Here is a 13,843-nt window from a genome sequence, read left to right on the forward strand (position 1 = left end):
TCATGGTTACACTAACTGTCTCGTTAGCCCACTACGGCGTTTTGTTGGTGTTTCGATTGCCCGACGTAATATCTTCGGGTTGCTATAAAGGGAAAGTTCTTTTTTTGCTCGGGTGATTGCGGTGTATACCAATTCCCGAGTAATAACGGGTGAATATAATTGGGGTAAAACGAATGCGGTATGAGTAAATTCCGAACCTTGTGATTTATGAACCGTCATCACATAAGCGGTTTCATGTGAAGGAAGTCGATTTGGCTGAACTCCGCGAATACTCCCATCAGGAAACTGAAAATAAGCTCTAAGTGCGCCTTCTTCATCAGGTAAAATAATGCCAATATCGCCATTAAAAAGCCCTAATGGGCTATCATTACGGCTGATCATTATAGGCCGACCTGCATAATGTTTATTCAAATGATTATAAGGCCGATTGATTAGCCCTTGACGATGAAGTAGCTTTTCTAGTTTATCGTTTAGCCCAACGACACCAAAAGGCCCTTCTCTTAGCGCGGTTAACAACCGATATTGATTAAACTTAGATAAAATTTCTTCAGGCGTTTTATTTGCTTTCACCGCAAGTAAGTAATCTTCATAGCAAACTGAAGCATCAAATAAAATTTTCACATAATCATCTGCGGTTTCTTGTACATAATTATGCACATCCACTAACCCTTGGTTTAACAGCTTTTGAGCCCGAGTGGAATTGCCGTCGTTAACAGCAAAAGCAAGTTGCCCAATACCTGATTGCGCTGAAAAACGATAACTTTTGCGTAATAAGCACAAACTATCACGAATAACAGGGCCTTCAACCGACGAGTATTCACCTAATGAATAACCTGTAATTTCTGCCAATTGCTTCGCTCTTTCAGGACTATAGCCAATATCTGCAAACTGGCAAATATCTCCGAGTACCGCCCCTGCTTCTACTGATGCAAGCTGGTCTTTATCCCCTAGAAATATCAATTTTGCCTGTTCGGGTAGCGCCTCAATCAATTTTGCCATCATCGGTAAATCAACCATCGATGCTTCATCGATAATTAAGACATCCAATGACAATAAATTATTGCGATTAAAGCGAAATTGTTGACTTTCTGGTTGAGCCCCTAATAATCGATGCAACGTCTTTGCTTGACTTGGCAAAATCTCACGCTCTTTTTCGGTCAGTGGCATGCCTTTCATCGCATTACCAAGGGATTCCGTTAACCTTGCTGCGGCTTTCCCTGTTGGAGCCGCCAGCTCAATCTTTAACTGATTCTCTTTTTGCATTTCCAGCTTAATTAAAGCAGCCAGTATACAGGCAACTGTCGTGGTTTTTCCCGTACCTGGCCCCCCTGAAATAATGGAAACCTGACTGGTTACAGCAACTGCTGCTGCAATTTTTTGCCAATCAATACTTTCTGAAATAGGAAAGAGAGTATCTAACACGGATTGAATTTGTTGATTCTGACTATTTTTCACTGACCTGTTAGAGAAAAAATGAGCAACACACTGCTCATACTGCCACATACGTTGAAAATATAAATAATCCCCCGAAAGCAATAACGGGGAGAGGCTATTTTCTGATGTTAAAGAGACCGCATGTGCATTTTGCACAGCTTGATAAAGTGTTTTTTTGTCAGGCTGCCCCATTCTTTGCCAAAAATCATTTGCAAGCTCTTGATGACGCCCTGAAAATAGGTTATCCAATGTCACGTCAGATAATGCTAAACACACATGTCCTGTCATGGTTTCCGCACTCAAAAGCGCAGCAACAACCAATAAAATGGGATTGTTTTCATCAGCAATACTGTAAGCAAATTGCACATCTAAAGGCATAAAAATTCGCTCTTCAATCCCTCGATTAAAAAGAGATTTCATTAGCATGCCTCCTTAACAGGTGTATCGCTAAACAGTTGATCGATAGCTTGAATAAACGCTTTTACTGGGCGATAAAAGAAAATACCATTCTGTGAATTAACGCTATCAATTCCTCTTAAAAAGAGATAATACACACCACCAAAATGCGTTTCATAATCGTAGTCAGGTAAGCGCTGTTTTAAATAGCGATGTAGCGCCAAGGAATACAATTGATATTGTAAATCATAGCGGTGGTCAATCATTGCTTCAGCCATCGCTTCTTGCGTGTAGAATGAAGCATCTTCACCAAGGTAATTCGATTTATAATCAAGTAAATAGAATTTTCCATTCCAATAAAAAGTTAAATCGATAAAGCCTTTTAAAATCCCCTGCACTTTTTCAAAATTCAATGGCGGACATTGCTTAGATAATGGATCATAGCGATGCGTTACGTTATCTAAGCTTTTCGCATTAATGATGGCGTCAATGGGCAAATAAAACTGCATTTCATCAAGCTGATCTTGTAGCGGCAATACGGATAAACAAAGCCCGTCGTCAGAAAGGGGAGCATCTACGATTGCTTTTAGCCATTCTTGCAACATGGGCGCCCATTTAACATCAAACCCCGAACCTTCAAGCTTTTCAGTTAACCACTCGAGTGAAACTGGCTCGCTAAAGCCAATTTCCTCCATCAAGGTATGCAGGAAAGTTCCTGGTGATGCTCCTTTAGGAAACTGATGAGGAGTTAAGATATTATCGATTTCATCGTCTTGTTGTTCGAGATCAATACTCACTTCGACATCCATTTTAGGTGCCAATGAGTTTGCAAACTGTAACGGAGAGACTGTTTGCCCATCTTCTGAATGGCTAGCCCCATAACTAAGCCCTGAATAGCTGGTTACCCGCCAGTGATCATCAAAGTAACGAGTTAGTTCCCTCGCCATTAAATCGCCATGAGTTTCTTTGTCTAACACGAGTCTTTCGGATTCAAACTGACCAATAGGAATAACGTCAATAATCTCATTGCCAATCTCATTTAACATACTATTTAGCAGCAGATGATCACCTGGCTCTCCTTTTTGGATAACGTAGCCAAGGGCTGATAAATGTAAATCCGTTTCACCACTTTTCTTTCTATTTCCCTTTATTAACGGAGCAATACCGACACTACAATGGTAAATTGCACGAGTTAATGCTACATACAACAAACGGAGATCTTCAGCTAAACGTTCTTCATCTGCTAAAATAACGGTTTCTTCACTATCTTCTAAATCTAACCTCGTACCATAATCATTCCTATCATGATATAAGCCTTTAGATTGCGGTAAGAAATTGCTAGCGAAAGGTAACCACACAATTTTATATTCAAGGCCTTTTGACTTATGGATTGTACTAATTTGAACAAGGTGCTTATCGCTTTCCAAGCGCATCTGCTGCGCGTCCGATTGGTGGTCGGGATGAGCAATTTGTTGTGCTAACCAGCGCGTTAGTGTGTGCTCACCTTCAAGTTGAACTGACATTTCCTGCAATAGCTCACCGATATGCATAACATCCATCAAACGCCTTTCACCATCAATTGCAGATAATAATGTTTCAGCAATATGGCGCTGTGACATTATCATTCTCAACATTGGCAATACACCTCGTTTTTGCCAGACGGTAGAATAGCGAGAGAATTCATCAACGAGATTTTCCCATGCTTTTTCATCATGGTTGAGTTCATCAATCTCTTTGGCGGTTAGCCCTAAAATCCCTGTCGCTAATGCACTTCGTAGCACGCGCTCTTTTTCAGGAGTCAACACTGCCTGTAGCAGCCACAATAAATCCCTCGCTTCAGGTGTTGAAAATACACTTTCCCTATTTGATTGAAAAACTGAAGGAATATTTAGCTGATTTAAGGCATCTCTAATTAATACTGCTTCACGGCGGCTGCGTACCAATACGGTAATATCTGAAGCGGAAACTGAAACCTGTTGCTCATTATTCACGAAGTATGTTTTACCTTCGAGCCCACCTTGCAGGTATTGTGCAATTTGCGCTGCACATTGTTTCGCCATTCCATATTCATATTCAGAAACAGAGACAGCTTCTGCATCTAACTGCCAAAAAGTGAGAGCTTTTACCTCATTACCTCTGTTGACCAGTTTTTTCCCTACATTTTGTTGTGCAAAGTTAACGGGCTGAAATGGAATTTGTTCAAAAATAAAAGGCGATTGGCAATGGCTAAACACACGATTTATGGCTTCAACCATACTTTGTGATGAGCGATAGTTGGTTTCTAATGTGTAGTGAGCGCTAACTTCTTTTTTCGCTTCAATATAGGTAAAAATATCTGCGCCACGAAAGGCATAGATGGCTTGTTTCGGATCACCAATAAATAAAAGAGCTGTATTATCAACACCTTGATAAATTCGCTGAAAAATACGGTATTGCTGTGCATCTGTATCTTGAAACTCATCAATCATTGCAACAGGAAAACGCTGGCTAATCGTCTGTGCTAAGAACTTACCACCATCATGACTCAGAGCACGGTCTAAACGCGTTAAAAGATCATCGAACCCCATTTCCCCGCGACGATGTTTTTCATCAGCAATAGTTTGCCTAACTTCTGAAATCGCTAATGGGATCACAATATCTTTCAACGTGAGTGATTGAGTGAGTAACACCTCTATTTGCTGAAAAACCGCATGCTCAGGGCCCTGCCCACTTTTTGATTTTTCATGTAATACCGTTTGAGAAAAACGAACAAGATCTTTTGGAAGATCATAATCTTGGGTGATTTCTTCCGCCCACAGGCCTATTTTGGTTAACCAACCTGGTAAAAAACGAGAACTGTAGCTTCGTTTATCAACGTCAGAGCCTGTAATGAGTTTTTCAAAATCCCCTGCATTTTCTCGCCAAGATAGTTTCACCGATTCAATAAGGGAAATTATGCGCTGATGCCGTTCCTCCAAAGACTCTTGAACCCTAGGCTGATTAATAATAAGCGGCATATCCCCTTGTAAGAAAGGCCTTATTTCAGCTAAAAGAGACTCAGGGCCATTCCATTCGGACTGCACGACTTTAGCCATTGAGTAATCAAGCGGATAAAAGTGGCGTCGCCAAAAGTCTGCACAGGCTTGCTTTTGAATTGGAAATTCATCTTGGATCATTGTTTGCTCAAAGAGTACACCAGATTCAAATGCATTATGCACTAGCATCCTTTGGCAAAACCCATGGATAGTATAAATAGCAGCCTCATCCATTTGCCGTTCAGCCGCCAATAACCACTCTTGTGCAAATTTTAATTGTTCTTCACCTGAAAGCTCACCAAGCAACTCCAAATATTCAGGTTGAGATTCAAACCCAACGCCATTCCTTAAGCAAACCAAACGCATTTCATGAATTCGCTGACGTATTCGTCCACGTAATTCATTTGTTGCAGCCTCAGTGAATGTCACCACTAATATTTCTTCAACGCTAAGCGGTCTAGGGAACGCATTTCCCCCCCCTAGACCTAATAAAAGCCGCAGATAGAGTATACCAATAGTATATGTCTTCCCTGTTCCCGCAGAAGCTTCTATTAATCTTTGTCCACTTAATGGTAAAGAAAATACATTTAATAGTTGGGACTCTACCTGCACTTTATTCACTCAGCATCTTCCTTTATTGGCAAAATCTTTTGTAACTCTGAAGCTGTTGGGTAAAACACCCAATCTTTCAGTTGAGCAAAACCAGACTTCGCATCCACGCCTTGACCAATGACTTGAGATGTTAATGCTAGCCCTTTTCGCCTAATGACTGCATTTTCGTAATATTCAATGACTTGCTCTTTCGTTGCAGCCCCTAAGGCCAACAAAACTTTCTCACGGGTGTCAAAACTAAAAATATTACGTGAGAAGTCTGATGAATAACGCCCAAGCTCTTCATAAAATGTCTGTGGTGGCTGGTTCATTTCAGTAATAATTGATTGTTTATACTGACTAAACTCTTCAACTGGTAGCTTTTTAAGTTTATCTAATGCCTGAGCATAAAACGCTTGATAGCGCATGTTAAGGTAATCGGGTGTCTTGGCATTACTTTGTAATAAAAAGCCCATTCCCCACTGGTCACCTAAGCCAGATTTAAATGCAAATACCGCATAACCTAGCTGTTCATTAGTCCTTAATTGATCATAAAACCAAGGCTGAATAACCTTCGCTAAAATACCTGACAGCACTGCGCCATCTATGCGACTATAGCCATCTGGGACAAAGATTTCAGCAAGTGCGTTATCGGTACTATTCCCTTGTTTATGGAAGTCAGCTAAATAGTTTTTATCAATAACAACCACATCACCACGCCACCATTCAGTACCCTCGCTGTGTAATAACTTTTGAGCATCCTGAATTGTTTTGATACTTTGCGACTCACTCATGTTACCGAAAACGAGGGCTTGTAATGCTGCGCTTTTCACCAATAGTTGACGATAATGAGTCAAATCACCTAACGATATTTTGCCCAACTCAGCAAGACGTTGCTCTTGTTCAAAGTAAGGTACGCTATTAATACGCTGAAGAGGCTGCATTGCCAATTCATAAGCTTTAGCATTATTTGCAACGGCTATTTGTTCCTTATACCAAGATTTTGCCTGTGCTAACTCTTGCTCTGTTGGCTCAAAGCTTAAATACAGCTTAGTCATTGATAAAAAGAGTTCTGGTAAATGTTGCGTATAACCACTCGCATTGAGCTGTAAACCAATATCTTGTGAAACAGAAACAGACATACCCGCAACGGATGCTTGATATTGCAGCTCATCCATTTTTAATGACGAAATATATTGCAGTAATGCCCCTGTTACTTGATCTTTCGCACTCTGATTACCTAGCTTTGTACGTAAAGACAATGTGATACTTGCTTTAGGTTCATCAGCAAAATATTGGCTTGGCATATATAACACACGAGTATTTCCATTTTGATAAATAAACTCAGGGTGTTTATAAGCTTTTTCAGGTTTAATTAAGGGTAGTTTATCCGCAATGTAAGGGTTTAATGCTGGCAGTTTAAAGTGCATTTTAGACTCTAAACTATCCCAATTTTCAAACTGTTTTTGCGTGACCTGATCCACTTGATAGGGAGCTTCAACAAAATACGCTTTTTTATTGCTTGGTTCATCAGGGCTAATAAACCAGATTCTTGCATTTTTTGCGGTCAACTCAGATAGACGTTGCTTAATGGCTGCGGGATCATATTTATCTGCAATATAATCAGAATCAAGCACATGATTAACAGGAACATCGATCATTTGGTCAGACAACCACTCGATGTAGTTCATATCCCTAACAACCGAACCATAGCGAAAAGATAAGTTAAGCACTTTTGCAATTTCATCAAAATAGCTTTTGCTTATACCATCATTTTTGATTAGCTCTATATAGGAGAAAATAGCGGCAATAATCTGGTCTCGTTCCTGTAACCCCTTATCCGTTAAAGTGACATAAATCGAGAAAGAACCATAATTTCTATCCGCGTTTGGTGATGCTGATGCGCTTATTCCTTCAGCTAAACCCTGCGAAATTAACCAATCAGCTAATGTTCCAGGGCTACGATTCCCAAGTAGGTAACTAATATAGCTATCACTTTTACTGCGAAAATCCGCCATATTGTTTTTAATACTAAATTCAATTTGAATCGCCTTTTGTGGCTGCGCTGGCACGTAATGAATAATAATGCCTTTTTCTTTATCTGTAACCGCTTGAGTATTAATGGCAGGAACACTGGCATTAAAATTAGGAATACGACCAAACGTTTCTTGCGCTATATTGGCAAGAGATTCAATTGATTGATCACCATAAAGAACACCATTCATCAAATTCGCTGAATAATAATGTTTATAAAAACCAACAAGTTCATCCTGTAATTTACTGTTAGGCTTATCTTTTAATGTATCTAAATTACCGCCAGAAAAACGAGAGTTAGGATGTTGTGGGTTTAGTGTTTCAGAACGTACTTGCCATATACGCATTCCATCGCGAGAACGCGCCATCGTTAATTCTGCATTAACTGCATTACGCTCTCTATCTGCATTAGTAGGATCTAATAACGGCTCCGCTAATGCATCAGCTAATCTATCAGTCGCTTCTTTTAATGCGCCGTTCTCCACTTCAAAATAGTATGCTGTTCGGTGTGGTGCAGTACTGGCATTATGGCTACCGCCGTGTTTTTGTAAGAATTCAGAAAAGCTACTTGGTTCTGGGTATTTTTTAGAGCCCATCAATACCATATGTTCTAAATAGTGAGCTAACCCTAGCTGGCTATCTGGATTTTCAATACTTCCTACAGGTATAGAAACAGCCGCTAATGATTTTGTTGCTTTAGCATCAGACACCAATAAAACCGTCATATCGTTATTCAGTTTTATTGCCTTATACTCGCGAGGGTCGCTCTCACTCTTATTAATCGTCTCAGGTAACAATTGCCATAATGGTTGAGCGGCAATAGCACTACCACACCCTAATACTATGAATAATAAGAATAGTTGGGCGATTTTTTTGGATAAATATTGCATCCTATAATGCACTCCCGTTATTTTAAATATTTAGTCATTGGCTGTAAAAAACGCTGAGTATTCTGTAACAGCGATTGAATCATTGTACTATTCAAGTTTCTACAAGCCCTCAACACGTAATCATCTTCTATCTCGCCTTTTTTCATCGAACTCCCTTGGAGACTTTGAATTAAGGCTGATAGTGCTTTTTGTTGGTTATCCTCTGAAACGAAATCATATTGCTTCGTTTTTTTATCAAAACATGCAGTTAACCAACTCCAACCACTTTGGTTTAAAAGAATTAATGGGGAGTTTAACCCTTCACAATAACCTTTTACTAAGTTTTTTAAGTAACCTAACGCATCGTCTTTTTCGATGGATGAAAACTGCCAAATACTGTTATCGCGCCCCAATGCAATGCTCTCTCCCTCGCCAACTTGAGCATTAAAAAGAAGATGCTCAATCCATAACTGCATTCCATCATTCGCAGTTAGATAAGCTGGACGATAACGTAATATACCTGCTTCGTGCACATTCTGAAGTTGCCCTGTCAATTTGATCCCTTCAATTTCACAATCTATCGGATAATCAAACGGTTGAACTTTATAATCTTTTATTTTTTCAGCTAATGGAATAATCTCGTTAAGTTGTTGTTCCCAAACAAGCTGACCAAATTGTTTCGCTGGCAGCTGCCCTGATGCTTTAAGTGCATGATAAAAAGGATCAGGGCTTTCCTCTTTGACGAGCAAATCTAAAATTTGGTCGTTAATTTTATAGCGTTGTAGCCGCCCAAGGATAAAAGGTTCTTCCTCGGGGAGCTCGGTATCTTCAATTGAGAAATGGACTTTCAGACGTTGCTGGAAAAATGCACGAATAGGATGACGATAAAAACGTAAAAGCTGCTCTAAAGAAATATGCGTAATTTTTTCTTCTGGATCTTGAAGAACTGAGCAAAAAGAGGTGTCTACACTCTCTGTCATCTTCGCTGCAGGTAACCACTCTTTAGCAAAACTTTGATAAGGGTCTTGAGGAAGATAGTTTTCTTTCGCAAAAGGAACCCGATTGTGTTGAATAACCAGATGGGATCTTAGACGCTTAGAACTATCATCGATATTGAGTAGCTCATCACCTTCTAAGCAGAAACTTTGACAAATATAATCGAGTAGCTCCGTCACTAAGACAGATGGATTGCATGGTTGATTATCTCGAATTGAAAGCCCGATATAGCTAATATACAGCTGGTTACTTGCTGAATTTAGCGCTTCTAAAAAGAGGTAACGGTCATCATCCCGACGCTTTCTATCCCCTCTTGCAGGCTTCTCTGCCATTAAATCAAAACCCAATGGTGGAATACTTCGTGGATAGGCTCCATCATTCATCCCCAGCAAACACACGACTTTAAATGGAACAGAACGCATTGGCATCAATGTACAAAAGTTAACGGCTCCTGCTAAGAAGCGCTGACTAATTTTTTCATCATCAAAGCGTACTGAAAGCTCGTCCCTAATCAAACGAAGTGAAATTGATTCTTCATAACCTGACACCATCGCATTTTCAATAATTTGATGCCATTGGCTGGTTAAAAGGGCTAAGACGAGCTCAGTTTCACTATCAACTATAAAACAACTATCAATAAGTTGCTGACAAAGCTCTTTCCATTCATTAAGCGTTTTTTCTAACGCTAATATGGCACGCCATTCTCTTAATGTATTAATTAATAAAGCCAATTTCCCTGCTAGTTGAGCAGCTAACCCACTACACTCATCGTAAGGCAAAATACCATTCCATGGGCCATTTCGACTATCCATGGCATACCCCAATAGCATTCGACTTAAACCAAATTGCCACGTATTTTGCCCTATAACGGGTAAAGCAAATGAACGTACATTATCGTCGTCAAGCCCCCAGCGGATCCCTGACTCGTTCACCCAACGTCGTAGCAAACTTAATTCACTTTCATCAATCCCAAAACGCTGAGAAAAAGCCTTAACCTCAAGTAAACTAAGTACTTGTTCCGTAGAAAACCGACTTTGTGGCAAATCTAACAATGTGATAAAAGCCTGCAAAATTGGGTGAGCTTGTAATGCTTTCCTGTCAGAAATAGAAAAAGGGATATAGTGTGAAGATGTTGTATTACCAAAAACAGCTTGAATATACGGTGCGTAACTGTCTATATCTGCCACCATAACAATGACATCTCTTGGCGTTAATGATGGGTCTTCTTCAAAAATAGACAGCAGATGATCTTGCAACACCTCAACTTCACGTTGGGCGCTATGACATAAATGGAATGAAATAGAATTATCCCCTTTATGTATTAGCCCTTTTCCTTGACTTGTTTTATAGTTTTCTATTGTCGTACCAAGTTGTGCGTGATCCTCAAGATCTAAAATATCTTGCTGAATATTTTCTAGCAGGCTCGCTCTATTTGTATCAACATAAGCAGAAATTTCATTTGCTGTATCAATTTGAGAAATAAAATATAAATTATCTCGACCAAGCTTCCCCCACGAGGCCAGTAGCGGATTCGCAATATCCTGCTCCCCCTCATCATTAAATAGATGAGGTACATGCTCTTCAATTTTAAAACGCGATATCTCATGTTTATCAAGATAATGACGTAATTTTCTTTGTTGTAATTTTGCTAAAAAAGAAGCGCTCTGAATATCCCCCCAATAATAACGGCAAGGGTTTGTAAACATTAAATGGATGTCGGTATGCTCCGCAATGGCATTCAACGCTTGAAGATAAACAGGTGGGAGTGATGAAATTCCGCAAATAAAAATACGCTTAGGAAGCATTTTCCCTAAAGAAGGTGTACTTCTCAGCTTATCAATAAAATTTTCGTATAAGTTAGCTCGATGCCAAGGTGATTGATTTAATTCATTTGAGTATTCAACAAGACATAGCCACAACCTTTTCTGCCATAGCTGATTAGTACTAAGCCCTTCTATTAGCTCATTTTGTTGCCATTTTTCAATCCATTGTGGCCGATAGACTAGATATTGGTCAAATAGGTCTGCAACCCTTCCCGCAAGCTGATGAAGTTTTCGTTTATCGGTATCATGTTGTAGATAATGTCTTAATGGTTCAAATTCTTCATCATCAATAACCTTGGGTAAAATTGTCATCAATTTCCATGTCATTGCTTGTTTGGTATACGCACTTTCTTTCGGTATCTCAGGCAACACACGCCTGAACATGTCCCATATAAACGTCGCTGGTAACGGGTAGTTAATATTTGCGGCAATCCCGAATTGCTTTGCGAGTTCAATCTGTAACCACTGAGACATTCCAGGGCTTTGCACTAAGATGATTTCTTGTTCAAAGGGATGAGATAAAGGCTCATTTTTCATTAAATGAGCAATGAGCTCTTTTAACAAATCTAATTGGTTAGAATGATAGACTTGAAACATGACGCTCTCCTATTGAGCAATACCAACGGCTAAGCGAAAGCCGCTGCCTAGGAATAAGTAATGAAACCATCAACTCAGTGCAAAACTCCGCTGGGTAGCGGTAACTTTGCTCAATCTTTCCAACAGAGTATCGTAAATCTGTATCAATGAAAGACCTTTCCGTCTTCGAAATTTCATCGACCAGTATTCGTTGTTTTTCTAATGCACTATGCAATTCCCTGACAGCCATTGAACTCTTATATAATTGATTAAAATTCAATACGATATATTGTGTATAGTTTAGCAAAGCGATAAGCAGGATAGCAAAAACCACCATAGCTATCATTGATTCTATTAATGCAAACCCTTGTTGTTGTATTTTCACAAACAAAATCCTTTTTGTTGAACAGGACAGTAATCTAACCAGCCATTCTTACGGGGAGTAACTCTCTGCTTCAGAGGATCCCATTCAACCCATTGGTACACTTTAATATCTAAACCATCTTTATAAGAACTTTGACCTGATAAAATAGAAGTTGAGCGGCCATAAGGCTTTAAGCAGCTTTTCCAATTTTGTGTTACGTTTTGCTGACAAACCCATTTTTTCTTTGTATTTATTTCCCAAGGTAGCGTTAAACCCCACGCTAACGCGGATTCAGCTCGGTTAAACGTATGATAATATTTAGTTTCTTTGTGCCACTCATCTAAAGCTCGACTTTGAAAAAAATGAAGAGAACTCATTAATAACAAACTCATAGTTATTAAAATAACTGTCATCACTAAAGCAATATTACCTCTTTGGCTGTCCATTTTTGCCATTATAAATTCCTAAGCTTTACTGAGATTCTGTAATCAAAAAGCTGTCCAGCTAATAACCTTGTTTCAACACTCATAATAACTTCAAGTAGTTGAGTACCTTCAATCCAATTAAAAGCTAATTTTTTTACTGTAACCAATTTTGCATCTAATAATGACTGCCAACTTGTTCCGCTACAATCCCTAACATTTCGGTTTGACTCTAACTTTCCATTATTTAGCCGATAGCCAAAATAGTCTGTCTCTCTTTTTTTTGACTTAACAGCCGCCCATTCACCTGATAAGTCTTGGTCATAGGCAAAAATGATACACGTATTTTTTCCCTCACTTAACGATTTAGCGCTAATCATTATTGGTTCTCCCAGACAACTAGAATTGCGGCAATAACCAATGCGCCTAAAGTCCTTTTCCATATTCAGTAAAACCTGCCTGACGTCCCTATTTATTTGATATTGAAAATAAGCGCGGTAAGTTTGCTTAAAGATTGAAGGGATACTATTCATAACAGCGAGACAAATAAGGCTACTTATTACCATTGCAACCAACATTTCAATTAATGTGAATCCTTTTTGCCTTGCCTTATTTAAGCAATTTACCAGCGTCAACATTTAGGTATCCCTGCCATACCAAAGTGTGAACAGGCTCTAACTCTCCCTAAAGCAGACATATAAATAGAAATAACCCTATCTTTATTCTTTAACTGAAAACTAAATGCGCGGCTGGTGCCTTGCTTCCCATATAACTCAACTGAAGTACGAGTTGAGCTAGCCAGTTCAATTCCCTGAAATTTATCAGATGTAATATTCCCTACCTCTTGGTGTGTGTTTGAATCTTTGATGGACATACACCAGTCAGCTTTTCCTGATCTTACAAAAAGAGTTTGCTGTCGATTCATGTAAATTCCTTCTTTTACATGCTGATAAATAAACTCAGTCAGTTGCCTCGCAGTATCAATGAGCCGTTGTTGCTCAATGTGTTGTTGCCAAGAATGCAGCCCCGAAAAAGCAGTCAAAGAACAAATAAATAGCACAACTAATATCTCTATTAATGTAAAACCTAGCTGAGTTTGATCCAGTTTGATTTTCATAAACCCCCTCCATGCATATAGAGAAGGAATCTCGCTAAAAAAAGCGAACATAACGAGTAAATGTTTTTCTGTTTACATAGTTCTTCCCAAAAAAATGAATGCTCTTGACTTGAGTTTAAATCAATTTGCGAAACGCTTCGCAAAATCATAGATAGCATCCAAAAAAGTGGAGTTTTTTTACTCAAGGAAAAACAAAATAAAACACAC

At 39.2% G+C, this 13,843-nt stretch carries 8 protein-coding genes; all 8 read right to left on the reverse strand.

The genetic code is table 11. The features are described 5' to 3' along the window. Positions 1 to 6: 6 nt before the first annotated feature. Genes recD through PSF27_RS17495 form a run of 8 tightly spaced genes read right to left on the reverse strand, consistent with a single transcriptional unit; the run spans position 7 to position 13,636 of the window. Positions 7 to 1,854 carry an exodeoxyribonuclease V subunit alpha gene (gene recD / locus PSF27_RS17460; RefSeq protein WP_272681932.1) on the reverse strand — a complete coding sequence of 616 codons (1,848 nt, stop codon included), beginning with the start codon at positions 1,852 to 1,854 and terminating at the stop codon, positions 7 to 9. Continuing rightward, entirely contained in the window at positions 1,854 to 5,465 is a 3,612-nt protein-coding gene (gene recB, locus PSF27_RS17465; RefSeq protein ID WP_272574349.1) for an exodeoxyribonuclease V subunit beta, read from the reverse strand. Before recB ends, recD begins: the two co-directional genes overlap by 1 nt. Beyond that, positions 5,462 to 8,359 carry a pitrilysin gene (gene ptrA / locus PSF27_RS17470; RefSeq protein ID WP_272539795.1) on the reverse strand — a complete coding sequence of 966 codons (2,898 nt, stop codon included), beginning with the start codon at positions 8,357 to 8,359 and terminating at the stop codon, positions 5,462 to 5,464. Before ptrA ends, recB begins: the two co-directional genes overlap by 4 nt. 17 nt (positions 8,360 to 8,376) lie before the next feature. After that, entirely contained in the window at positions 8,377 to 11,754 is a 3,378-nt protein-coding gene (recC, locus tag PSF27_RS17475; RefSeq protein ID WP_272681933.1) for an exodeoxyribonuclease V subunit gamma, read from the reverse strand. After that, complete coding sequence (locus tag PSF27_RS17480) at positions 11,732 to 12,118, reverse strand: type IV pilus modification PilV family protein (RefSeq protein WP_206083723.1); 387 nt, start codon at positions 12,116 to 12,118, stop codon at positions 11,732 to 11,734. Before PSF27_RS17480 ends, recC begins: the two co-directional genes overlap by 23 nt. Further along, positions 12,115 to 12,552 (reverse strand): DUF2509 family protein, encoded by a 438-nt coding sequence (locus PSF27_RS17485; RefSeq protein WP_272681934.1) that lies wholly within the window; start codon positions 12,550 to 12,552, stop codon positions 12,115 to 12,117. Before PSF27_RS17485 ends, PSF27_RS17480 begins: the two co-directional genes overlap by 4 nt. Then, positions 12,552 to 13,157, reverse strand: a complete 606-nt coding sequence (locus PSF27_RS17490) for a prepilin peptidase-dependent protein (protein ID WP_272681935.1) — start codon at positions 13,155 to 13,157, stop codon at positions 12,552 to 12,554. The genes PSF27_RS17485 and PSF27_RS17490 overlap by 1 nt, the downstream gene beginning before the upstream one ends. After that, complete coding sequence (locus PSF27_RS17495; RefSeq protein ID WP_272681936.1) at positions 13,151 to 13,636, reverse strand: prepilin-type N-terminal cleavage/methylation domain-containing protein; 486 nt, start codon at positions 13,634 to 13,636, stop codon at positions 13,151 to 13,153. Before PSF27_RS17495 ends, PSF27_RS17490 begins: the two co-directional genes overlap by 7 nt. Positions 13,637 to 13,843: the final 207 nt, after the last annotated feature.

Source organism: Providencia sp. PROV129, from assembly GCF_028482245.1.
In the GTDB taxonomy this organism is placed as follows: Bacteria; Pseudomonadota; Gammaproteobacteria; order Enterobacterales; family Enterobacteriaceae; genus Providencia; species Providencia vermicola.